The 22,760-nt window shown below is 66.5% G+C and carries 17 protein-coding genes; 6 read left to right on the forward strand and 11 right to left on the reverse strand.

The features are described 5' to 3' along the window. Nucleotides 1–11 precede the first annotated feature (11 nt). The 3 genes from V6Z91_RS24245 to kbl are packed head-to-tail and all read right to left on the reverse strand — an operon-like array spanning nt 12 to nt 3,604. On the reverse strand, nt 12–1,388 hold the full coding sequence (locus tag V6Z91_RS24245) for an L-serine ammonia-lyase (protein ID WP_338762269.1): 1,377 nt from the start codon (nt 1,386–1,388) through the stop codon (nt 12–14). A gap of 42 nt (nt 1,389–1,430) precedes the next feature. Continuing rightward, nucleotides 1,431–2,393, reverse strand: coding sequence for an NAD-dependent epimerase/dehydratase family protein (locus V6Z91_RS24250; protein ID WP_338772031.1), 963 nt, complete (start codon nt 2,391–2,393; stop codon nt 1,431–1,433). 11 nt (nt 2,394–2,404) lie between these two features. Continuing rightward, the gene (gene kbl / locus V6Z91_RS24255; RefSeq protein ID WP_338762272.1) at nt 2,405–3,604 is read right to left on the reverse strand and encodes a glycine C-acetyltransferase; all 1,200 of its coding nucleotides are present in this window, start codon (nt 3,602–3,604) and stop codon (nt 2,405–2,407) included. Nucleotides 3,605–3,796: 192 nt separating this feature from the next. Between kbl and V6Z91_RS24260 the strand changes: the two genes are divergently transcribed. The 3 genes from V6Z91_RS24260 (at nt 3,797) to V6Z91_RS24270 (ending at nt 11,105) form a co-directional block, all read left to right on the forward strand. Then, nucleotides 3,797–4,372 carry an XRE family transcriptional regulator gene (locus V6Z91_RS24260; protein ID WP_338772034.1) on the forward strand — a complete coding sequence of 192 codons (576 nt, stop codon included), beginning with the start codon at nt 3,797–3,799 and terminating at the stop codon, nt 4,370–4,372. A 125-nt stretch (nt 4,373–4,497) separates the two neighbouring features. Then, nucleotides 4,498–5,070 carry a hypothetical protein gene (locus V6Z91_RS24265; RefSeq protein ID WP_338762274.1) on the forward strand — a complete coding sequence of 191 codons (573 nt, stop codon included), beginning with the start codon at nt 4,498–4,500 and terminating at the stop codon, nt 5,068–5,070. 83 nt (nt 5,071–5,153) lie between these two features. Beyond that, on the forward strand, nt 5,154–11,105 hold the full coding sequence (locus V6Z91_RS24270) for a DUF3320 domain-containing protein (protein WP_338762276.1): 5,952 nt from the start codon (nt 5,154–5,156) through the stop codon (nt 11,103–11,105). Between the two features lie 10 nt (nt 11,106–11,115). Here V6Z91_RS24270 and V6Z91_RS24275 read toward each other — a convergent pair whose 3' ends face one another. The 7 genes from V6Z91_RS24275 to V6Z91_RS24305 all read right to left on the reverse strand — a co-directional run bounded on the left by V6Z91_RS24275 (nt 11,116) and on the right by V6Z91_RS24305 (nt 17,797). Then, nucleotides 11,116–11,370 (reverse strand): hypothetical protein, encoded by a 255-nt coding sequence (locus V6Z91_RS24275; protein WP_338762279.1) that lies wholly within the window; start codon nt 11,368–11,370, stop codon nt 11,116–11,118. A gap of 27 nt (nt 11,371–11,397) precedes the next feature. Then, nucleotides 11,398–12,189, reverse strand: coding sequence for a DNA/RNA non-specific endonuclease (locus V6Z91_RS24280; protein ID WP_338762281.1), 792 nt, complete (start codon nt 12,187–12,189; stop codon nt 11,398–11,400). Between the two features lie 235 nt (nt 12,190–12,424). Beyond that, the gene (locus tag V6Z91_RS24285) at nt 12,425–12,769 is read right to left on the reverse strand and encodes a hypothetical protein (protein ID WP_338762284.1); all 345 of its coding nucleotides are present in this window, start codon (nt 12,767–12,769) and stop codon (nt 12,425–12,427) included. An 84-nt stretch (nt 12,770–12,853) separates the two neighbouring features. Continuing rightward, nucleotides 12,854–13,831: a response regulator gene (locus tag V6Z91_RS24290; RefSeq protein WP_338762287.1), complete on the reverse strand. Its 978-nt coding sequence runs from the start codon at nt 13,829–13,831 to the stop codon at nt 12,854–12,856. After that, a complete protein-coding gene (locus V6Z91_RS24295; RefSeq protein WP_338762290.1) occupies nt 13,828–15,060 on the reverse strand; it encodes a hybrid sensor histidine kinase/response regulator in 1,233 nt (410 codons plus the stop codon). The genes V6Z91_RS24290 and V6Z91_RS24295 overlap by 4 nt, the downstream gene beginning before the upstream one ends. Further along, entirely contained in the window at nt 15,060–16,400 is a 1,341-nt protein-coding gene (locus tag V6Z91_RS24300) for a HAMP domain-containing sensor histidine kinase (protein ID WP_338762293.1), read from the reverse strand. The genes V6Z91_RS24295 and V6Z91_RS24300 overlap by 1 nt, the downstream gene beginning before the upstream one ends. After that, nucleotides 16,400–17,797, reverse strand: a complete 1,398-nt coding sequence (locus V6Z91_RS24305; RefSeq protein WP_338762296.1) for a class I SAM-dependent methyltransferase — start codon at nt 17,795–17,797, stop codon at nt 16,400–16,402. The genes V6Z91_RS24300 and V6Z91_RS24305 overlap by 1 nt, the downstream gene beginning before the upstream one ends. A 225-nt stretch (nt 17,798–18,022) precedes the next feature. Between V6Z91_RS24305 and V6Z91_RS24310 the strand changes: the two genes are divergently transcribed. Continuing rightward, a complete protein-coding gene (locus V6Z91_RS24310) occupies nt 18,023–19,090 on the forward strand; it encodes a flavodoxin family protein (RefSeq protein ID WP_338762299.1) in 1,068 nt (355 codons plus the stop codon). A gap of 87 nt (nt 19,091–19,177) precedes the next feature. Here the strand turns inward: V6Z91_RS24310 and V6Z91_RS24315 are convergent, their stop codons facing one another. After that, complete coding sequence (locus V6Z91_RS24315) at nt 19,178–20,380, reverse strand: hypothetical protein (RefSeq protein ID WP_338762302.1); 1,203 nt, start codon at nt 20,378–20,380, stop codon at nt 19,178–19,180. Nucleotides 20,381–20,566: 186 nt separating this feature from the next. Here V6Z91_RS24315 and V6Z91_RS24320 point away from each other — a divergent pair, with 186 nt between their 5' ends. Next, nucleotides 20,567–21,262 (forward strand): hypothetical protein, encoded by a 696-nt coding sequence (locus tag V6Z91_RS24320; protein ID WP_338762305.1) that lies wholly within the window; start codon nt 20,567–20,569, stop codon nt 21,260–21,262. 279 nt (nt 21,263–21,541) lie between these two features. After that, complete coding sequence (locus tag V6Z91_RS24325; RefSeq protein WP_338762308.1) at nt 21,542–22,066, forward strand: GNAT family N-acetyltransferase; 525 nt, start codon at nt 21,542–21,544, stop codon at nt 22,064–22,066. The last annotated feature ends 694 nt before the right edge of the window (nt 22,067–22,760 follow it).

Consider the following 22,760-nt stretch of genomic DNA (forward strand, 5'->3'; position numbering starts at 1 on the left):
GCGCGGCGGCATCAGCACGCGGCGTGGTTCACCGTCACCACATGCACGGCCAGCCCGCCCAGCGAGGTTTCCTTGTACTTGGCTTGCATGTCGGCGCCGGTCTGGCGCATCGTCTCGATCACATCGTCCAGGCTGACGAAATGGGTGCCGTCGCCCTTCAGCGCCAGCGAGGCGGCGGTGATCGCCTTCACGGCGCCCATGCCATTGCGCTCGATGCAGGGAATCTGCACCAGGCCGCCGATCGGATCGCACGTCATGCCCAGGTGGTGCTCGATGCCGATCTCCGCGGCGTTCTCGATCTGCGCATTCGAGCCGCCCAGTGCCGCCACCAGCCCGGCGGCGGCCATCGCGCAGGCCACGCCCACCTCGCCCTGGCAGCCGATCTCCGCTCCGGAAATCGACGCGTTGCGCTTGCACAGCATGCCGATGGCCGCTGCCGTCAGCAGGAACTCGCGCACGCCTTTCACGGGGTCGACCGGCCTGCAATCCTCGGCATAGTATTTCAGCACGGCGGGGATGATGCCTGCCGCCCCGTTGGTCGGCGCCGTGACGACGCGGCCGCCGGCCGCGTTTTCCTCGTTGACCGCCATGGCATACAGCGACACGCCATTCATCGCGTCGTGCGGCAAGTCGTTGGCGCGGTCCGCGCCGAGCTGCTGCTGCCACAGCTTGGCGGCGCGGCGCTTCACGTTCAGGCCACCCGGCAGCTGGCCCGAGGTTTCGAGGCCGTGGGCGATGCAGGAGCGCATCACGTGCCAGATCCGGTCCAGGCCCGCATCGAGCTCGCCGGGCGCCATCCGCGCCAGCTCGTTGGCGCGCAGCATCCGTGGAATCGCCAGGCCGGTGCGCTGGCCATGCACGAGCAGGTCGGCCATCGTGTCGAACGGGTACGGCACCGGCGCCGCCGGCGCGCCGTCGGTCGCGGCGTTTTCGCCTTCGGCGCGGATAAAGCCCCCGCCGACCGAGTAGTACACGCGGCTCGTGTCACTGCCGGGCCGGTGCAGGATGAAGCGCATGCCGTTCGGGTGCTCGGGCAGGTTCTCCGTCTTGTGGAAGACGAGGTGCCGGGCCCGCACGAACGGCACCGTCTTCTCGCCCAGCAGTGCCAGCTCGCCGCGCAGCTGCGCCTCGGCCAGCATCGCATCCACGCGGTCGGGGTCGACGCCTTGCGGCGTCTCGCCCATCAGGCCGAGGATCACGGCCTTGTCGGTGCCGTGGCCCACGCCCGTCAGCGCCAGCGAGCCGTACAGCTCGGCCGTCACGCCCGTCACGTCATCCAGCGGCCCATGCTCCAGCAGGAAGCGGCGCGCGGCCACCATCGGCCCGACCGTGTGCGAACTGGAAGGGCCGATGCCGATCTTGAACAGATCGAACACGCTCATGTCCATCTTTGTCTCTCTTTATAGTAGTAATGAAGATGGCGCGGGCAGTCAGGCCGCTTCGCTGACGCGGGCGTCGATATTGGCCAGCATGTCGGCCACGATCGCGTCCACGCCGATGCGCGCCTGCCAGCCCCAGTCGGCACGGGCGGCCGAATCGTCGAGGCTTTTCGGCCACGTGTCGGCGATGCCCTGGCGGCTGTCCGGCTTGTAGGCAATCGCGAAGTGCGGCACGCGCGCCTTGATGGCGGCAGCCAGTTCCTCCGGCGAAAACGACACTCCGGCGACGTTGTACGAGGAGCGCACCTTGACCTGTTCGGCCGGCGCGTCCATCAGCTCCAGCGTCGCGCGGATCGCATCGGGCATGTAGATCATCGGCAGCGTGGTCTTCGGCCCCAGGAAGCACTCGTAGCGCTCGCCGCGCAGCGCCGCGTGGAAGATGGCGATCGCGTAGTCGGTCGTGCCTCCGCCCGGTGGCGACTTGTAGCTGATGATGCCCGGATAGCGGATGCTGCGCACGTCCACGCCGTATTTCAGGTGGTAGTACTCGCACAGCCGCTCGCCGGCCAGCTTGCTGATGCCGTAGATCGACGTCGGGTCCATCACCGTCAGCTGGGGCGTGGCCTCCTGCGGCGTGTTAGGCCCGAACGCGGCGATCGAAGACGGCCAGAACACCTTCAGCGGCTTGCCCAGCTCCTTGCGCTCGCGAGCGATTTCCAGGATGTTCAGCAAGCCGTCCATGTTCAGCTTCCATGCTTTCAGCGGCGCCTGTTCGCCGGTGGCCGACAGCATGGCGGCAAGCTGGTAGACCTGGGTGATGTCCTGCGAGGAAATCAGCTGCGCCAGCGCTTCCTCGTCGAGCACGTTCAACACCTGGTACTGCGCGGCGCCGTACAGGTTCTTCGGCGAGATATCGGTGGCGAACACATTGTTCACGCCATATTTGTTCGACAACGCTTCGACCAGTTCGCTGCCGATCTGGCCGTTGGCGCCGATTACGAGAATCCGTTCCATCATTGTTCCAATCAGTTTTTCAGGATGCCGAGTTCCTTGCCGGCCTGCTCGAACGCGGCCAGCACCTTGTCCAGCTGTTCACGGGTATGGGCGGCGGAGAGCTGCACGCGCACGCGCGCCTGCCCCATCGGCACCACCGGGTAGAAGAAGCCGGACAGCAGCACGCCCAGTTCATACATGCGCGCGGCGAATTTCTGCGCCACCGGCGCCTCGAACAGCATCACCGGCACCACCGGGTGCGTGCCCGGCTTGATCGTGAAGCCGATCCGTTCGATCTCGCGGCGGAAGTAAGCGGTGTTTTCGTGCAGGCGGTCGCGCAGTTCGGTCGATTCCGAGAGTTTTTTCAGTACCGCCAGCGAGGCGCCGGCGATCGATGGCGCCAGCGTGTTCGAGAACAGGTAGGGGCGCGATTTCTGGCGCAGCGTGTCGATCACTTCCTTGCGACCGGAGGTAAACCCGCCCATGGCGCCGCCCAGCGCCTTGCCCAGCGTGCCCGTGATGATGTCGATCCTGCCCATCACCCCATGGTGTTCGTGCGTGCCGCGGCCCGTCTTGCCCATGAAGCCGGAGGCATGGCATTCGTCGATCATCACCAGCGCACCGTACTGTTCGGCCAGTGCCACGATCCTGTCCAGCTGGGCGATCGTGCCGTCCATCGAGAACACGCCGTCGGTCACGATGATCTTGTGGCGCTTGCCCGCCGCGGCCTTCAGCTGCGTTTCCAGGTCGGCCATGTCGTTGTGCGCGTAGCGCAAGCGCGCGGCCTTGCACAGCCGGATGCCGTCGATGATCGACGCATGGTTCAGTGCGTCGGAAATGATCGCGTCGTTCTCGTCGAACAGCGGTTCGAACACGCCGCCGTTGGCGTCGAACGCCGCTGCGTACAGGATGGTGTCTTCGGTGCCCAGGAAATCGGAAATCGCGCGCTCGAGCTGCTTGTGGATCGTCTGCGTGCCGCAGATGAAACGCACCGACGACAGGCCGTAGCCGTACTGCTCGGTGGCGGCGATCGAGGCCTGGGCCACCCATTCCTGGCCGGACAGGCCGAGGTAATTATTGGCGCACATATTGATCAGCGTCCGTCCATCGTCGCCCGTCACTTCCGCGCCCTGGCGGGAAGCCAGCACCCGCTCGGGCTTGTACAGCCCCTGCTCGCGCAGTTGCTCCAGGTTGTGCCGCAGGCCGGCATAGAAATTCGCTTGTTCGCTCATGGTTTTCCTCGGTTTGTCTGTGGGCGGGGCCGCGCCTTGACCGCATGTTAGCCCTGTTGTACCGTGCATCGCGGAGAACAGGGTATCGAACTTGCCCCTGATTCCAGTATTTTCTCCGGTTTTCACTATCTTGAACTTCAGTTCAATATACTGAATACTACATAAGCATATTGAACTTTGCAACCGCCAATGATGAAATCACCCGTGCCGTCCAATGCCCCACCCGAGGTGGGCGCCGCCCTGCAACGCCTGCGCCTCGCTCGCGGCCTCACGCTGGAAGACCTGTCGCGCATTGCCGGCGTGTCGAAATCGATGCTCTCCCAGATCGAACGCGAAAAGGCCAATCCCACCATCGCCATCACCTGGCGCCTTGCCAACGCGTTGGGTGTGCCGATCGGCGAGCTGCTGGCGGACGAGCAGCGCCCGGCAGACACGATCCGCGTGCTGGACGCCCACGAGACCCCCACGCTGCCCGGCAACCATGCCGGCTACGTGCTGCGCATCCTCGGCCCGATGGAACTGGCCGGCAAATACGAATGGTATGAATTGACCCTGGCGCCCGGTGGAGAGCTCGTGTCGCAGGCGCACGACCCGGGTACCACCGAACACGTCACGCTGCTGCACGGCGCCATCGAAGTCGAAGTGGGGACGCACAAGAAAAAGGTCAAGCAAGGCGGCACGGCACGCTACCCGGCCGACCAGCAGCACGCGCTGCGCAATATCGGCAAGGCGGAGGCCAGGGCACTGCTGGTCGTGATACACCGCTGAGCGCGCACGGCCGTTACTGCCGTGCTCCGCCCTGCCGTGCTCTGTCCTGCCGTGCTCTGTCCTGCCGTGCTCTGTATTTATACCGGCCCACCTACAATGCAGCCCTGTCCACGACAATTACCATCATGAACATCGCCTGCATTGCCTGGGGTTCACTACTGTGGAACCCCGGCCCCCTGAAACTGACCTCCGGCTGGCACCCGGGCGGACCGCACCTGCCCCTGGAATTCGCCCGCGACAGCGACGACAGCGACGAGCTCGCGCTGGTGCTGTGCCCCGGCGTGCCGCTCATCCCGACCTATTGGGCGTATGTGGACGCCGCCGACCTCGCCACGGCGCGCGCCATGCTCGCCGCAAGGGAAAAGATCGCCGCCGGCCACCCGGAATTCGTCGGCAGCGTCGCCGCTGTCGATAGCGCTCCCACGCTGCCCGGCATCGCCGCCTGGCTTGCCGAAAGCCGGATCGACGCCGCCATCTGGACGGCATTGCCGCCCAAGTTCGACGGCATCGGCGGGCGCATGCCTTCCGGGAGCGAAGCCGTGGATTTCCTCGCCAGCCTGCAAGGCGACACGCGCAAGGCTGCCGAGTTCTACGTGCGCCGCACGCCGCCGCACATCGATACACGCTACCGCCGCCTGATCGAAGCGCGGCTGGGCTGGAGTCCGTTGCCCGAAGCCGCCGTCACGCGCATGCGCTGATTCGGGCACTGCCGTCCTTTCCGCGGGGACACCCTTCCTGATAACATTGGCAAATCAGCCAGTCCCTGCCCCTTCCTCCGCCAATGACACCAGACAACGCCGTCGCTCCCGCCACCGTAGCCGCCCCCCTGCCCTTGCCGGCCCCGCTCACGGCAATATTCACCGCCGACCCGGTCACCGGTTACGCGGCCATGCAGAACGACGTTCCCGCGGTGCGCAGCATTGCATTGACAAACGCCGGCACCACCGCGCTGACGAACGTCGAGGTGACGCTCGGCTGCCGGCCCGCTTTCGCGGGCAGCTTGCAGCTGCGTTTCGAGCGGCTCGGAGCGGGCGAAACCCGCAGCATCGCGCCGGTCGCGCTGAAGCCCGACCATGCCTGGCCGGCGAGCCTGGACGAAGCGGAGCGCGCCGCCATCGTGCTCACCGCGACAGCCGATGGCCACGCATCGTTCGAAGCGGCGCACCCGATCGAGGTGCTGGCCTACGACCAGTGGGCCGGCACGCGCGCGCTGCCCGAACTGCTGGCGGCGTTCTGCATGCCCAACGCGCGTGTCGTGGATCGCCTGATCGCCGCCGCCTCGACCCTGCTGCGCGAGGTACCGGGCAGTCCGGCGATGGATGGTTATCAATCGCGCAATCGTGAGCGCGTCTGGCAGCAGGTGTCGGCGATGTACGGCGCGGTGCTCGCGCAAGACCTGCACTACGCCAATCCGCCGGCCTCGTTCGGCACGGACGGCCAGAAGATCCGCACGCCGGAACGCATCCTCGATACCAAGGTGGCGACTTGCCTCGACCTGGTGATGCTGTTCGCCTCCTGCCTGGAGCAGGCCGGCCTGCATCCGGTCGTGCTGCTCAAGGATGGCCACGCGTGGATCGGCGTGTGGCTGATCGACACCTGCTTCCCCACCGCGCTGGTGGACGACGCCCAGTCGGTGCGCAAGCGCGTGAGCTCGGGAGAACTGATGGTGTTCGAAACGACCGGCGTGGCGGGCGGCGGGCAATCGCTGCGCCTGGCCTGCCGCGCCGGCGAGGAACATCTCGCCGACGATGCCGGATTCCTGTGTGCGATCGACATCCGCCGCGCGCGCGAGCTGCATATCCGTCCGTTGCCTTCGCATGCGCCGTTGGCCGCGACGGCGCCGCAGGTGGAGCAGGAGGTGGAGCAGGAGGTGGAGCAAAACACGCCTGCCATCGAGCTCATGCCGGCGCTGCCGCCGCTCGACCCGGCGCTGCTGCCGACGGGCGAGACCGCCGTGGACACGCCGGAAGGACGGCTGGCGCGCTGGAAGAGCCGCCTGCTCGACCTGACGCTGCGCAACCGGCTGCTCAACTTTAAGCCGTCGAAGACGACCCTGCGCGTGATCTGCCCCGTCCCCGGCGCCCTCGAGGACACGCTGGCCGAAGGCAAGGATTTCCGCCTGCGCGCCGCCCCGCCCCTGATGACCGGCGCCGATCCGCGCGAGGCGCCCGCCTTCACGGCACGCACCGGCCAGGCACCGCTCGACGTGCTGGCGGAGGACGCGCTCGGCCGCCAGGAAATCCTGGTCGACATACCGGAAGAGCAGCTCAATGCGCGCCTGCTGGAAATCCATCGCGCCGCCGCCACGAGCCTGGAGGAAGGCGGCGCCAACACGCTGTTCCTCGTGTTCGGCCTGCTGGAATGGAAGGAAGAACCGGGGGCGGAAAGCTCGCACCTGGCGCCGATCCTGATGGTGCCCGTCACGCTCGCGCGCCAGTCGGTGAGGAGCGGCTTCCGGCTGGCCCGGCACGACGACGAAGCGCTCGTCAATCCCACCCTGGTGCAGAAGCTGGCGCAGGATTTCGAGCTGAAGCTGCCCGCCTTCGACGTGCTGCCCACGGACGACAAGGGCATCGACGTGGCCGGCATCCTGCAGGCGTTCCGCCTGCACGTGGCCGAACTGAAAGGGTGGGAGGTGCACGAGCAGGTCCACCTGGGCATCTTCTCGTTCACCAAGTACCTGATGTGGAAGGACTTGCAGGACCGGCACGCGCAACTGCGGGCGAACCCGGTGGTCGCGCAGCTGATCGACCATCCCGGCGAAGCGTTCGCGAGCGCCGACCTGGGCTTCGCGCCGCGCACCCTCGATGCCAGCCACCGGCCCGACGAGCTGTATGCCCCGCTGCTGTCGGACTCCTCGCAGCTGCGGGCGATCTGCGTGGCGGGCGGCGGCACCAACCTCGTCATCGAAGGCCCGCCCGGCACCGGCAAGAGCCAGACGATCACGAACCTGATCGCCCACCTGCTGGCGACCGGCAAGTCGGTGCTGTTCGTCTCGGAAAAGATGGCCGCGCTGGAAGTCGTGCACCGCCGGCTGAACGCCGTCGGCCTGGGCCCGTTCAGCCTGGAACTGCATTCGTCGAAGGCCAAGAAGGCCGACGTGATCCGCCAGCTCGGCGTCGCGCTCGACGCGGCCGGCGCGCGCACCGTGAAGGACTGGGAGCTGGAAGCGGCCCGCCTGGCCGCCCTGCGCGCCGATCTCAACGACGTGGCCGTGGCGCTGCACCGCGTGCACCCGAACGACCTGACGATCCACGCGGCGATCGGCACCTGCATCGAGCACGCCGGCGAGCGTGCCGCTCCCTTCGCGTGGACCGATCCCGACGCACATACCCGTACCGACCTGGAAATCTGGCGCGAGACGACCCGCCAGATCGGCGCGCTGGCCAGCCAGTTGCCCACGCTCGCGAACCATCCTCTGGGCCGGATCGGCACCGCCGCCTGGTCGCCCTCCTGGGAACAGGACTTGCTGGAAAGCGCCGGCGCGCTGGCCGCGCGGGTCGCGGCACTGGCCGACGCCGCCGCGGCCCCGCTGCGGCTGCTGGGTGCGGGCGCGGATGGCCTGTCGCTGGACGACCTGGCGGTGCTGGACCGGCTGGCCGATCTCCTGCTGGCCGCACCGCGCATTCCGGCCGGGGTCGCGAAGGCGGCGCACGACGACGCGGCGCTGGCCCGGCTCGCGGCATTGCGCGAGCACGGCGTGGCGCGCAACCGGGCTTGGGAGACCCTGGCCGGGTGCTATGCGGAAGCCGTCACCGGCCTGTCCGCCGCCGAACTGCGCCGCGAGTGGGTGGCCGCCCAGGCAGCCTGGTGGCCGAAGAGCTGGCTCGCCGGGCGCGCCTTGCAAAAGCGCCTGCAAACCTACCGTACCGATGGCCAGCGGCCCGGCGACGCCGACGTGGCGGCGCTGCTCGAAGCGCTGGCGCAGATCAACGAACACGATGCGGCGCTGGCCGCGATGGGTGCCGAAGCCATTGTTTTGTTGCAAGCGGAGTTCACGGCCCACCGCACGGACTGGGAGGCCGTCGCGCGCGCGGAGCGCTGGGCCAGGGACTTTGCCGGCGCCATTGCGCGCCTGGCGGGCGGCGACCCGCAACTGGCGGGGTCGGTGCGCGCGAACCTGCTCCCCTGCGTTACGGAAAACCGCATGCTGCTGGCGCCGGGCATGCCGGTTGCAAACGAACTGGCCCGGTATCGGGAGGCGTGGCGCGAGTTTTCCACGCAGCTGCGGCAGACCTCGAATCTCGGAGGATGTGGCGACAACCTCGGTCTGCACGCGGCGGCTGCCGACGCGCTGGCGCAGGTCGCGGCCATCGTGCAGGGCTGGCAGCAGAACGCGCGGCAGTTGCGGCCATGGTGCCTGTGGCAAGGCGCCCGCGCCCGCGCCGTGAACAGCGGCCTGCAAGGCATCGTCGTGGCGCTGGAAACGGGCGAAGTGCCGCTCGCCCGCGTGCCGGACTTCTTCGAATACAGTTACCGCAACTGGTGGGTCCGCAAGGCCATCGACAGGGAACCGGTCCTGTGCGCGTTTTCCAGCGCCGACCATGAACGCAAGATCCGCGAATTCCGCCTGGCGGACGAGCGTTTCCAGCAGCTGACGCAGCAATACGTGGCCGCGGCGCTGGCGGCACGCATTCCAGCTGCCGCGACGCTGGCCACCGGGTCGGACTCGGAGCTGGGCCGCGTGCGTCGCGAATTGCAGAAGCAGCGCCGGCACATGCCGATACGGCAGCTGATCGCCGGCCTGCCGACCCTGCTGCCGCGCCTGAAGCCCTGCCTGCTGATGTCGCCGCTGTCCGTGGCGCAGTATCTCGACGCTGGCCATGCCCAGTTCGACGTCGTGATCTTCGACGAGGCGTCGCAGATCCCCGTGTGGGACGCGGTGGGTGCGATCGCCCGCGGCCGGCAGCTCGTCTGCGTGGGCGACCCGAAGCAGCTGCCGCCAACGAGCTTCTTCCACCGGGCCGACGAGGGCGAGGAAGGCGCCGGGGAAACCGAGGTGCAGGACCTGGAAAGCATCCTGGACGAATGTCTCGGCATCGGCCTGCCGGAATTGACCTTGAACTGGCACTACCGGAGCCGCCACGAAAGCCTGATCGCGTTCAGCAACGCCACCTATTACGGCAACGAGCTGGTGACGTTCCCCTCGCCCGTGACCGAGGACACGGCGGTGCGCTTCCGGCACGTGCCAGGCGTGTACGACCGGGGCGGCACGAAGACGAACCGCGCCGAGGCCGAAGCGATCGTGGCCGCCATCGAGCAGCATTACCTCGATGCCGCCCGCAGCCGGCAGACGCTGGGCGTGGTGACCTTCAACAGCGCGCAGCAGGCCCTGATCGAACGCTTGCTGGAGGAACGGCGGCGCGCCAACGCGGCGCTCGACGCGGCGATCGCCGCGCCGGCACAGGAAGCCCTGTTCGTCAAGAACCTGGAAAACGTGCAGGGCGACGAGCGGGACGTCATCCTGTTCTCCGTCACCTACGGCCCGGATGCGCAGGGCAAGGTGAGCCTGAATTTCGGCCCGCTGAACCTGGAGGGCGGCCAGCGCCGCCTGAACGTGGCGATTTCCCGCGCGCGGCAAGCCGTCGTCATCTTCAGCACGCTGTTGCCCGAACAGATCGACCTGGCGCGGGTGCGCGCCGCCGGGGTGCGCGACCTGCGCAACTACCTCGAATTCGCGCTGCGCGGGGCGCCGGCGCTGGCGCGGCAAGCGCAAGGCGCCGCCCGGGAAATCGCCGGCGGCTGCGAGCGCCAGATCGCCGCGGCGCTACGGGAACGGGGCTGGACGGTGCACGAGCAGGTCGGCGTGTCCGGCTATCGGCTGGACCTGGGCGTGGTGGACCCGCGCGCGGCCGGCCGCTACCTGCTGGGCATCGAGTGCGACGGCCCGTCGTACCACTCCGGCGCCACGGCGCGCGACCGCGACCGCCTGCGCCAGCACGTGCTGGAGGGGCTGGGCTGGAATCTGTTCCGCGTCTGGTCGACCGACTGGTGGCTCGATCCCGATGAGCCGCTCGGGCGCCTGCTGGCCCGGCTCGACGCGCTGGTGAGTCAGGAGGAATCCGTGGTCGAGCCGCCCCCTGCCGGGGAAACGCTGGAGGAAGCGCCGACGGCGCTGCCGGCCGAGCCGATGCCCGCAGACGCCGGGGCCGGGGCCGAAGCCGCGCCGGCGCGGCCGGACGATGCGAACCTCTACATACCGGTCGCGCTGCCGAAGGGCGACCCCGAGCGTTTTTACGAACCGGCGTCCAGTGCCGAACAGCGGCACCAGCTGGGCCGCGTCATCCATGAGGAAGGGCCGGTCGCGCAGGCCGTGCTGCTGCGCCGGATCATCCGCGCCTGGGGCCTGGCGCGCACCGGCTCGCGCATCGAAAAGCACCTGGCGGCGCTGCTCCCTGCGAACCAGCGCATGACCACCGAAGGCGGCGTGTTCTACTGGCCCGAGCACCTCGACCCGGCGGCGTGGACGGGCTTCCGCCTGCCGGGCGGGGAAGCGGAAGCGCGGCGCGCCATCGACGAGATCGCGCTGGAAGAGCTGGGCAATATCGCGCTGTACGTGCTGGGCCAGCAAGGCGGCACCACCCAGGCCGGGCTGGCCCGCGCGGTGTGCCGGCTGCTGGGCATGGCGCGCACGAGCGCCGAGGCGGAAGACCGGATCGGCCGCGCGCTGGGGCACGGCCGTGTCGCGGAACTGATTGCCGTCGCCGAGGGCGTGGTGTCGCTGCGCGGCTGACGGCTCGAACTCAATCGAACGGGTTGGCGACCTTCTTGACGTCGGGCGCCGGCAAGGCCGCCGGCAAATCCTTCTGGCCTTCCAGCCTGGCCAGGGCGGCGCCCAGCAGCTGGTGCAGGGCGCGGGTGTCTTCCAGACCCTTTTTATCCATCGTCAGGTCGATGTCGCCGTCGATCGTGATCCGGTCCAGGCGGTTCTCGATCGTCAGGCCGCCGATCCGCAGCACGTCGGCCTCGTTCGCATAGGGGATGAATTTTTTGCTCATGTGCGTCGTCCTCCGTTAATCTTGCCGTCAGCCTTTACGTTTGGTGGTCTTCGGCAGCTTCAGCATCACCTCTTTCTGCCGCTTCGTGAGCGAAGGTATCAGATCGATGCCGATCCTGCTTTCCAGTTGCGCGATCGTCATCGTCTCCGGCTTCGCATCGGCCTCGTTGGCCACGAACCATGCCCCGCCGGCCCCCTGGCGCGGGCTGTACACCACCTTGTACAGGTGGCTGGGCACCAGCACATTGCCGACCTTGCGCAGGTCGGCGCCCAGGAAGGCCGGCCCGGTGATCACGTACAGGTCGCCCTCCTTCTTGACCATCTTGCGCACCGCGTTCTCGATGCCGGCCCAGATGTGGCGGTTGTTGTCGGCATCCTGCGGCACCATGTTCGCCAGCGTGAAGCTCTGGTACTGGCTCGTCTCGTCCGGCATATTGCCGCTCGGCGCCATGTGGCCGCGGTCGAAGCCGCTGCGCGCATAGTCGGCCAGTTCGGCGCGCTGCGCCTTCGGCAGGCGCGGCTCGGCGTGGAATGCGTTATCGCGCGACATGTCCTCGGCCTGCGCGATGCGGCGCGCGGTCAGGTGCTCGGCCGACCACAGCGGCGTGCGCGTCACGCCGGAATGCATGACCCCGAACACCTTGTAGCACAGCTCGCGCGTGGCGCGCGCCATCTTGTCGTTGAGGATGCGCGGTGCCTGGCCTTCCACGTAATGCTGGGGGCAGGATTCGGAAGCGTGAACGGCGGGGGCGAGGAGTACCGCCGCGAGTGCGGCGGCTTGAAGCGGGCGGATGAACATCGGGGTAGCGGCTGTCAGCATGAATGCGGGAGACGCATTCTAACGGCCGCTCTTCAATGGGAGCAAGCGCGTCGGGGGCAGGTTTACACCGAACGGCAGAGGCCGGGGTCAGACCCGTCGAGGCGCAGCCTTCAAGAAGCAAAGCTCCTCGCCGGCGTAGCGGCAGGGGCTTGCAAGCCCCTGCTCCGTCCTTCCCTCAGGGCTTGCACCTGGGTGCTACATGCCGAACTGCCTGTCCCCCGAACAAAGGACCCGCTCAATGCAAGCGATCCAGCGCCGCTAGCACGCCCTTGCGGTTCTTGTGCTTGACCTCGTAGGTGCGCACCTTGCGCCGCTGTGCGGCCGTCAGTTCGGCTAGCGCGCTTTTCACCTGCGGCACCGTGAGGTGCTCGTAATTCGCGATCGGCACGCTCCGGTCGGGCGACGCGCCGGCGCTGTCCTTCGCCTTCGCGGCCCTCGTTTCGCCGAACTGCTTGCGCTGCTTGTTGACGATGCGCGCGGCCACTTCCTCCTCGCGGCCCTTGTAGCGGCCTTCCTTCTCGAACTCTTTCTCGAGCTTCTCGTATTCGCGTTCCCGTTTCGGGCTGGCACCTCGTGGCATGATAGTCCTCCATGATCGATGTTTCGACCCATGGTAGCGAAACCGCCGAGGCCACGGCGCACGGTCAGCCGCGGGGCGGCGCGCTCAGAACTGTTCGATCCAGCCGGCCAGTTGCGAGGCGGTCGGCCCCCCGTCGCCCGGTACCAGGCGCATGCGCACGCCGTCCGGCCCGCCGGACATCTGCAGCGTCTGCCCGTGCCGGGCCAGCCACAGGAGGGTCGCCAGCCAGAACGCGTGCAGTTCCGACACGCTGCTGCCCGTCGGCGTCTCGAGGAATTCCGTGAGGCGGGACGTATGCACGATGGTGCCGCCATCGGGCGTGCGGTCGAAGCCGTCGCCGAAGGCCTCGGCCAGCAGCCCGAACACGTCGCCCGGCAAGGCGGCGCGAAGGGCCAGCCGGTCGAGCTGCGAGCGCACGGCGCGCCCGAACGCGGCGGCGCGGAACGCCTCCGAACCGATCAGGTCCGAATAATCCATCATCAGCCAGTCCGGTTCCGGCGGCGTGAGGCCTGCGCACAGGGCGGCGGACAGGTAAGCGTCGATCGGCACCGCCTCGTTGCCGCCCGCCACGCCCGCGCACAGCGCGTACAGCGTGCCGATACGGTTGGCCACTGCCTGCTTCTGCCGGATCAGCAGCTTTTCACGCAGCAGCTGCGCATGCTCGCGCCGCAGGCGCGCCAGGTCCACGGCCTGCTTCATCTCCATGCGCAGCGCGGCGATGTCCCAGGGCTTCTGGATGTAGCGGTGGATCTGGCCCTGGTTTACCGCCTCGACGGTGTGGGCGATCTCCGAGTAGGCAGTGGTCAGGATGCGCACGATGTGCGGGTAGCGATCCCACGCGTAGAACAGCAGCTCGTTGCCGTACGCGCCGGGCATGCGCTGGTCGGACACCAGCACCGAAATGGTATCGGCATGCTGGTCCAGCATGCGCTTGCCTTCCTCGACCGATTCCGCCGTCAGCACGTTCGCTTGCGCGGCCAGCGCGCGCTGGAAATACTTCAGGGCTGTCGGCTCGTCGTCGACGTAGAGGATGGCTGGCAATGGTTTGGCAGCGTCGATCATGCTAGTTCCTTTTGCGTTTCGGGAAAGTTCATTGTTACGGTCGTTCCCCGCTGTTGTTCCGGCCCGCGCGCCGGCTCGGGTTCCGGCACCTGATCCGGCACCTGATCCGGCACCGGAGCCGGCTCACGTGCCGCGGTCCGCGCGGGAGTTTGCCGCGATTGCACGCGCAGGTGCCCGCCGAACGACTGCATCACGCGGTTGCAGAAGATCAGGCTCCAGCCGCTGCCCCCGTCGGTGTGCATGGGCACGGGGTCGAGCAGCAGGCGATGCACGATTTCCGGCGCGATGCCGGGCCCGTTGTCTGCGACGGCGATCGCGGCCCGGCCGCCCGCCCCCACCGTGATGGACAGGCGCGGCGCGGGCTGGCCACGCAGCGCCTGCAGCGCATTGGCGAGCAGCGACGACAATACCAGCGCCACGCAGTTCGGCGACGCGCGGATCGCGAAATCGCGCTGCACGTCGACGGTGATCGCGGCGCGCTCGCCCGCGCTCATCGGATAGGAGTCGAGCAATGCGGCCACCATCCGCTGCGCACTGCCGCCGGCCACCCGCGCCGCCGGCGCCAGCGACGCGCGCTTGACCGATGCGACGAAGGAATCGAGTACCGACTGGCAATAGCGGGCATTGTCGTTCATGTGGGCCACCGCGTTGCCGATCTGCGCCTTCAGCGGCAGCGCCGCCGGGTCGCCGGCCGGGTCGTCGTCGCGCACCCGCCGCGCCAGCGCGCGCGCGAAGTCGGCGATCGATGCCAGCGGCGTGCCCAGTTCATGCGCCAGGAAGGCCACCGTTTCCTCCACCGCCAGCAGGCCATGGTCGCGCGCGGCGCGGTCGCGGGCGCGGCGCATGGCTTCCGCGCTGGCCTGGCGCAGCACCTCGCGCAGTGTCTCCTGCCGGATCGGCTTTTCCAGCACGCGGAACACGTCGCCGCCGTTAACCGTTTCCAGCAGCACGTCCTTGTCCGCATAGGCGGTGACGAGGATGCGCACCAGGCCGGGCCAGGCCCGCTCCACCTCGCGCAGCAGCTCGCTGCCGACGCGGCCCGGCATGCGGTAGTCCGTGATCAGCACATCCACTTCGTGGTCGCCGAGAAGCGCCAGCGCCGCATCGACGCCGGGCGCCGTCAGCACCCGGTATTCATTGCCGAAGGCACGGCCAAAGTACTTGCGCGCCATGTCCTCGTCGTCCACGTACAGCACGGTCGGCGTGGCCCGCTCCGCGATATTCTCCATCAATGCTCCTCGCCCGCCCGCGGCAGGTCGAATGTGAATCTGGTCCATTCTCCAGGCTTGCTCTCGGCCGTCAGGTGGCCGCCGTGGCGCTCGATCACGCTGTAGCAGATCGACAGTCCGAGCCCCAGGCCCTGCCCCACCTCGCGCGTGGTGAAGAACGGGTCGAAGACGCGCCGCAGGTTCTCCGGCGCGATGCCGGGGCCGTTGTCGCACACGCTGATGCGCAGGCGGCCACCGTCGTCGCGCGCGCCGATCACGATTTCGGGCGACGGGGTCGGGCCCTTGCGCAGCGCCAGCGCCGCATTGCTGAGCAGGTTGATCAGCACGCCGACGATGGCCGCCTCGTCGCCCCGCACCAGCGTTTCGCCGCCGATCTCGCGCCGGATCGCGATGCCCTTCGTTTCATGGCCGACCAGCCGCACCGCCGCGTCCACCGCCCGTTCCAGCAGGAAGGCGCCGCCCTCCACGTCTTCCTTGCGGTACGCGAAGGTCTTCAGGTCCGACACGATGTACTGCACGCGCTGCATGCCCTGCTTGGCGTCATCGAGGCATTCGCGCAGCATCGGGCTGTTCTGCGCGACCGGGTCTTCGAGCGCCACGTCGATCGCCATCATGCAAAAGTTGACCGGGTTGTTTACCTCGTGCAGCAGGCCGGCCGACAGGGTGCCCAGCGCCGCCATTTTTTCCTGTTGCAGCATCTGGCCCTTGATCTCGGCAAGGCTGCGGTTGGTGCGTTCGAGTTCCTCGTTTTTCTGGGCCAGTTCTTCCTTCAGTTCGAACAGCTGCCGGCGCCCGCGCTCGTTATAGAACGTGTACACCGTGCTGGCCGCCACCGAGAACAGGATGATCGTGGTGTGGAACAGGAATTGCGCATGGTCGATCACGCCTTCCGGCCGCGTCACGCAGGCGACCCAGTAGGCGAATATCGTCAGCACGCCGAAGCCCAGCGTGTACATGTAGCCGACCGGGAACAGCGTGCCGACCGCGAAGATCGTGAGGATGATGCCGGCATAGAACAGCGACGCCTCGCCCTGGGTCACGTGGATCATCCAGGCGATCATCACCTGCGGGAAGGTCAGCCACACGAAGGTGACGGCGTGCACGTGGCGCTTGCCGAACGCCGTGTACAGCACGCCCAGCCCAGCCAGCACGCCGACGCTGGTGACGAGCCGCACCACGGCGAAGCGCGCCATCTGCTCCGGGTACACGGCGAAGTCGAGCACGAAGCCCAGCAGCACCAGCACGATCACCGTGATGGCGCACGCCCGGCTTTGCATCAGGTGGAATCCGGCGAGCTCCCTGGCGTAGCTGCCGCGCACCGGCGTGGCGGCCGCTTCCATCAGGGCGCGACCGTGGTTTCGGCGAACACGTTGACCCCGGTGGGGTCGGTGTACACGTGGGCCTCGCCGCGCCGGGCCGGGAGGATCGCCTGCATTTTCGCCTCGTCGCGATAGATCAGGTACCACTCGAGGATGTGCTCCATGCTGAACCGCTCGGGATTGGCGCTGTGCACATTGGTGACCAGCAGCCGGCCGCCGGGCCGGGTGCGCGAGGCGAAGTAATTGTTCAGCCGCGCGCACACCTTGTCCGACAGGTAGTCGAACAGGCCGGCGCAGTACACGGCGTCGAACTCGCCCCGGCCGGCATCGTCGGCCTCGCGCCGTTTGAGCAGCTGGTGCACCGAGTCTTGCACGTACTCGATCGACGTGCGGCGACCGGTGGCGCGCTGCACCGCCTCGAGGCGCTCGCGGGTCCAGGTCAGCGTTTCGCCGGAAAAGTCCATCAGTTCGAATGACAGCAGCTCGGGCTGGTCGAACTTGAGCAGGAACCGCGCGATTTCCTCGGCCGGGCCGCAGCCCACGTTCAGCACCCGGAACGGCCGGCCCGCCGCGCGCGCCTGCTGCGCCAGGCCGATGAGGTACTTCACCAGCATGTCGATGCGGTGCCGGTGCGCGGCGGCGACCGCCGTCTGCAGGAAGGCGGTATTGACCACCTGGAAGTAGGTGCTCGGCCCTTCGCGCGGATCGCCCACGATCTGGTTCACCATCTGGTAGTCGCCGGCATAGCCCAGCGGCTTGGTATAGGTGCGGAACACGAACGGCGCGCGCAGGATCAGCGGGTGCAGCGCGGCCTGGGCAAAGGCGCGGTGGGCCGGCGCCAGCTCCTCGTCCACCAGCGAAGCCTCGTGGTTGAACTGGTCGAAGCACAGCTTCATCTTGGCCATCAGCGGCAGTGCCAGCTCATGGAAATACTCGTCCGGCAGCCGCGACGCGGCGTGCCCGCCCGTGGCCGTGTCCGCCAGGTCCACCTGTTCCAGCCAGCGCGACGCGTCGGCCAGGAAGGCGCGGGTTTCGTTGACGACGATCTGGTAGTCGCGGCGGATGCGGAAACGTTCGCTCCACTCGGCCACGAAGGCTTGCGCCTTGCGGCCGATCACCCCCGGTTCCAGCGCCACTTCGGTGAGCTCGCGCCATTCGTCGGTGAGGCTGACGGAAACCATGGCCGTCAGGCCCGTGTTGACCATGCTGATCACGACCGCCTTGCCCACGTAGACATTGCGCGCGCCCATGCGCACCGTCAGCTCGCTCAGCACCTCGCTGACCTGGACGATCGACCAGGGGTTATACACCTCCATCACGAGCGAGCGGCGCTGCAGGTTGACGATCGTGGCGCGAACCGCTTCGCCCTGGGTATTGTAGAAACTGACGACGGGATCGATGTGCGTTGGTGAGTACACGGGTGGGCTTTTGCTTGCAATATTAATGCCGAGTGTACATGGATGAGCATTGCGCTGCAATGAACGCCCCGTGGCTATCAAAATGCAAGAATTGTGCTTGCGCAAAAAACGATTTGCGGTTTATCAAAAAACATGACAGCCACGGCTGGCTGTCCTGGACGTTCGGCACCGTACAGACCGGTTTCCCCCGTGCCGGCAAGCTTGCCCCGACCAATGGAGGAGACGATGACGGAAGTACCCAAGGGCCAGGCGCCGGGCAAGCTGGACCGGGACCAGTTCCACCGCAAGTTCACCCAGTCGTTTTACGACCCGCGCTTCGACCCGCTGCGTGGCGAAATCGCCAAGCTGGAGGAAGTGGCGTGGCGCAATTACTGCGACAGCCGCAAGGCGCCTGTCACCGTCAAGGCCGGGCCGGGCCATGCGGACCCGGAGTACGATCTCGCGGTGGAATGGAAGGAAGCCCACGACAAACTGCAGGCCGCCGAGCGGCGCCAGAAGGACCCGGCAACGCCGTCGCGCGTGCTGGTGATCTGCGGCGCCTCGCGCAACGACGGCACCTGCCCGGGCGAGATGTCGAAGACCTTCCGCATGGTGGAGTGGGCTTGCAGGGCGCTGGAGACGGAAGGCATCGAGGCCGACCTGCTCGACCTGTCGCTCGTCACGTCGACCTACAGCCACCACATCCATCCATGCAAGGGCTGCGTGTCGACCGCCATGCCGCTGTGCCACTGGCCGTGCAGCTGCTACCCGAACCACAGCCTGAACCAGGTGAACGACTGGATGAACGAAATCTACGAGCGCTGGGTGCTCGCGCACGGCGTGCTGATCGTGGCCCCTACCTACTGGTACCAGTCGCCCTCGCCGCTGAAACTGATGATCGACCGGCTCGTGTGCGCCGACGGGGGCAACCCCGACCCGTCGAGCACGCATGGCAAGGAAGCGGAGGAAGCGAAGGCGCTGGAAAGGGACTGGCAGTATCCGAAACACCTCGCGGGCCGCGCCTATGGCGTGTTCGTGCACGGCGACGTGGCCGGTGTGGAAAGCCAGCGGCGCAACCTCGCCGACTGGCTGGACTGGATGGGCCTGATCGGCGCCGGCCACCAGGCCGTGATGGACCGCTATATCGGCTACTACGAGTCGTATGCGGACAGCCACGCAACGCTCGACCGCGACGAAGCCTTGCAGGAAGAAGTGCGCAACAGCGCCCGCGCCGTGGCCGAGGCGGTGCGGCAGATCCGCGCTGGGAAGCTGGTGCCGCCGGATGCCCGGTTGCGGCGGCCACGACCGAAGTGACCGCGCCAGGGCAGCCTGGTTGATCGATGCGGCAGCCGAAGTTGCCCGGAAAATGGGGTCTGTCCCCATTTTCCGGGCAACTTGGGGTTACGCCTGGCGCATCTGGTCCTCGAACGCGTCCACGACGCGCTCGGCTCGCTCCAGCGCCGTGCGGTCGCCGCGCCGGTGGGCGAATGCGGCGGCGGCGCTGCGAAAGCGCTCGTCGTCGAGCAGCAGCCGCACGAGGCCGCGCCAGTCGCCATCCGGCTTCACGCGGGCGCCATTGATGCCGCCGCCCCAGCTCTCGACCCGCCGGGCGACGAGGAAGTGTTCGAGCCGCATCGGCAACATCAGTACTGGCACCCCGCACAACAGCGCCTGCACCGTGGTCGCCTCGCTGGCATGGCAGACGCACAGCACGGCGCCGTGCAGGGCGGCTTCCAGCGCCACCGGCTGGGACGAATAGGCGATCCGCGCGGAGCTCACGGGCGCCGGCCGCCCCGCCGCCACCTCCGGCAGGTAGCACAGCACGCGGCAACCTTCGTCCGCGAGAGCCTCCAGCACGGCCCGATGCTGTGGATAATCATGCTTCAGGTAGGCAAATACGCGGGGCCCGCTGCCCGGCGGCCAGGCCGGCGCGCCTCCGCCGAGAGGCATGCCGACGGGGCCCAGCCATTCCGCCTCGCCCGCGGCGCGGCCGTAATGGTCGAATTCGGGCCACGTGCACAGCAGCGGCGCGTCGCCCAGCAGCAGGCGGGCCGCATGCAGCAGTTCCGGCGCACCGTGCATCTCCAGCACTGCATTGACGACATTGAGCACATGCGCTTCCGCCCGGGCCAGGCGCTGGTGCCCCACCTCTTCCCAGTCGCGCAGGCAGGGCAGCGCGCGGTCGGCCGGCGGGCTGGTAAACCCGGTACCGACGGAACTGGTGGGCAGGTGTAAGGTGCGCGCCGCCAGCAGCGCGGTGGGTGCGTAGTCGGCCACCACGAGGTCGGGCTCCAGGGCGTCAAACAGGGCGCGCCAGCCCGCGACCAGGCCCGCCAGGCCGGGTACCTCCAGGTAGCCCTTCGCCAGCAGGATTTCGGCAAGGCTGGCCTCGTTGGCTGGCATCCCTTCCGTGCGATGCAGCCAGACGGGCGCCTGCAGGCGCGGCACGGGCAGGTCCGCCAGCACGCGCTGCGTATGGCCCAGGTCGCGCAGCGACAGGCTCACGCGATGGCCCCGCGCCAGCAGCACGCGCGCCAGTGCCTTCAGCCGGCCGGCGTGCCCCATCCCGCCCCCCATTTCCCATGCCAGGTGTATGTGTGCCATGTGTAGGAGTCCAAGCGCCCGCGCGGGGCGGCGTTGTCATTATATCGACTTAAGAACGGCTGACAAAACCTTGTGCTTGTCCTACTGGCAACAACCACGTACACTTTGGCAATACCAACAGCTGCTTTCGGCCAAGAGTGGTCATACAAGTTGTATCCAAAAAGTGCGGCCTTGCAAGGAAGTCAATTGAATTTTGCAGAACTTGCTTGTAAGCGAATTGATGCGTCGTGGATTAAAACCCACGACTATATTGATTGGGCAAATGATTTGCTTGAAGGCGGTTGCGACGCACCGAGCGTTTGGGAACTTGCTTCATGCCGTTGGGACGTCGACGCCGATCCAGACCAAGTGGAACGGCTATTCCAGTCCTGCATATGCGAACTGGGGCTCGAACTACCGAGTGACTGGTACAGCGCTCTGTGTGCTTATTCTGGTAGCATCTGCGCAAAAATGCTTAAAGGTGAAATGTTGCCGTGGGAGTGCGTGCAAGAAATGCTAACCATTTCCGACGATCACAACGAACCATACATTCATTCGATCTGGATCGATCTTGTAGACGACCTTGAAGCATGGAGAACTAATCCCGAGCGTATTCAATTTAACAGGATACTTGCTCTGGGAGATCCGGAAGAATGCATTCGGATAGTCGCTCAGCAATTTATTGCCCTCTGCTCCGCATCTCTACCTGAAAAATTTCCGTGGATTTGGCGTTTCGATTTGTGCGAGGCAGTTAGTGAGGAAAACACCTTCACTAAAGCAAAAACGTGCACATGTACCAGATGTGGCGGTGTCTGTGGGATGAAGAACATGCGGTTTTTCGAACATCGAGACGTATTAGTAAAAATGTTCCTCAGCGGCAGGAAGGGCAACCCGCTGCGCTGAGCTAAGTCCGCTTTGGGGCGGGAGCCGCCTATCGTATCAGCTCCAAAGTTTTTCAGTTTGGCAACATGGTATGCTAGCTCGACCGGCCGGAATCGGCCAAATCCGGTCTTCTCGTAACGCTCTGCAGGCTTACCTCGACATCCTTCGGAGGTGCTGGGGCGTGGGCAAACAATTGAATAAGGACTTCTTTACACAGCCCCGGGCCAAGCGCACCCGACCAAGCTTCTTTCGTGCTGTTCCAGTGGCAACATCGTAAGGTCCGCATATCATCATTATAATATGAATGTCATCACAACCACCCGCCGCTTCGTCCTGCGCGAATTCGAACCGCCCGATGCCGACCTATTCGTGGCCTACCAAACCGCGCCCGACTTTGCGATGTTTCACCTCGCCAGCGAGCGAGGAGAAGACCATGCCCGCCGCGTCTTTCGCCTGTTCCTCGACTGGCAGCTCGAGCGGCCGCGCGACAATTACCAGCTGGCGATCGCAGCTCTTGAGCGTCCTGCCAACCTGATTGGAAGCTGCGGCATCCGCCAGGAGCGCTGCGCCGAGGGGGAAGCGGTGTTCGGCATCGAATTGGCACGGTCTTATTGGGGCCGCTTTCGCTATGCGCAAGAGGTTTCGGAGGCGCTTATCAACTGGGCATTCGATACCTTGCAGCTGTCGGCGCTCGTGGCCGACACGGCATTCGAGAATGACGCCGTCGCCCGGCTGGCCGAAGCCTGCGGATTCGTGCGTACCCATGCCGACGAAAAGCAGTGGTGGCGCCTCGAACGCTCGGCCTGGCACGGTAACATCACCTAGCGCCAAAGCGCCGCCTGGCGTGAAGTCGTGCAATCGCGGGCAAAACGGTCTGGAGTCTCATGGCTCATTTATCGAAGAAAGAATAGAGGCTTTCTCCAGCAACTGAACGTCCGCAATGAGGCGATAGGGGACATTCACGTGAGCAACCGACCATCCATCTAGCGGCGGTCTACCCAATCATGATGAGGAAAGCTCGCGTACCGAAGCACACCGTCCAGAACCTACTAGAATGAGCAAAAGCGTGCTATTTCAATCCAAATAGAAGGACCACTTCCCCAATATGCTCTAGCGATATCGCGACGTGATCTCGTTTGCTCTATTTCAAATGAATGGAAGTCTAAAACAACCTTATCTCCACTCCACGGCCCAACCTTTTAGATACCTTTAGAGGAGGAGCCGACCATGCACTAGGAAGCAATCCAGCCGGTGAATCTGCCCGTCACCGATTTTCTGGAACTAGAATTTTATTTGACGGATACACGCCCCGGTGTCAATCCCGAGGTTTTCGTCGCAGAACTGGTAAGCGTTGGCTTACGATAGAGAGCGAGCGGCTTGCCTTGCGGAAGAGCGGCCCCGCCTTGCGGGCTTTTCAGTGGAAAAACCTGTTTATACCGGACGGTACCAATCTGCAGACCCGATATCGGGACACCGTCGAGCTTGCCAAGGTGTGCGGCGACCGAATCGTTTCGCACGA

Source organism: Massilia sp. METH4 (genome assembly GCF_037094685.1).
Lineage (GTDB): Bacteria > Pseudomonadota > Gammaproteobacteria > Burkholderiales > Burkholderiaceae_D > Rugamonas.

What these genes read in the sequence shown, in the direction of transcription:
- V6Z91_RS24245 (WP_338762269.1), bottom strand. Translation starts at nt 1,388, where the DNA reads ATGGACATGAGCGTGTTCGATCTGTTCAAGATCGGCATCGGCCCTTCC.
- V6Z91_RS24250 (WP_338772031.1), bottom strand. Translation starts at nt 2,393, where the DNA reads ATGGAACGGATTCTCGTAATCGGCGCCAACGGCCAGATCGGCAGCGAA.
- kbl (WP_338762272.1), bottom strand. Translation starts at nt 3,604, where the DNA reads ATGAGCGAACAAGCGAATTTCTATGCCGGCCTGCGGCACAACCTGGAG.
- V6Z91_RS24260 (WP_338772034.1), top strand. Translation starts at nt 3,797, where the DNA reads ATGAAATCACCCGTGCCGTCCAATGCCCCACCCGAGGTGGGCGCCGCC.
- V6Z91_RS24265 (WP_338762274.1), top strand. Translation starts at nt 4,498, where the DNA reads ATGAACATCGCCTGCATTGCCTGGGGTTCACTACTGTGGAACCCCGGC.
- V6Z91_RS24270 (WP_338762276.1), top strand. Translation starts at nt 5,154, where the DNA reads ATGACACCAGACAACGCCGTCGCTCCCGCCACCGTAGCCGCCCCCCTG.
- V6Z91_RS24275 (WP_338762279.1), bottom strand. Translation starts at nt 11,370, where the DNA reads ATGAGCAAAAAATTCATCCCCTATGCGAACGAGGCCGACGTGCTGCGG.
- V6Z91_RS24280 (WP_338762281.1), bottom strand. Translation starts at nt 12,189, where the DNA reads ATGCTGACAGCCGCTACCCCGATGTTCATCCGCCCGCTTCAAGCCGCC.
- V6Z91_RS24285 (WP_338762284.1), bottom strand. Translation starts at nt 12,769, where the DNA reads ATGCCACGAGGTGCCAGCCCGAAACGGGAACGCGAATACGAGAAGCTC.
- V6Z91_RS24290 (WP_338762287.1), bottom strand. Translation starts at nt 13,831, where the DNA reads ATGATCGACGCTGCCAAACCATTGCCAGCCATCCTCTACGTCGACGAC.
- V6Z91_RS24295 (WP_338762290.1), bottom strand. Translation starts at nt 15,060, where the DNA reads ATGGAGAATATCGCGGAGCGGGCCACGCCGACCGTGCTGTACGTGGAC.
- V6Z91_RS24300 (WP_338762293.1), bottom strand. Translation starts at nt 16,400, where the DNA reads ATGGAAGCGGCCGCCACGCCGGTGCGCGGCAGCTACGCCAGGGAGCTC.
- V6Z91_RS24310 (WP_338762299.1), top strand. Translation starts at nt 18,023, where the DNA reads ATGACGGAAGTACCCAAGGGCCAGGCGCCGGGCAAGCTGGACCGGGAC.
- V6Z91_RS24315 (WP_338762302.1), bottom strand. Translation starts at nt 20,380, where the DNA reads ATGGCACACATACACCTGGCATGGGAAATGGGGGGCGGGATGGGGCAC.
- V6Z91_RS24325 (WP_338762308.1), top strand. Translation starts at nt 21,542, where the DNA reads ATGAATGTCATCACAACCACCCGCCGCTTCGTCCTGCGCGAATTCGAA.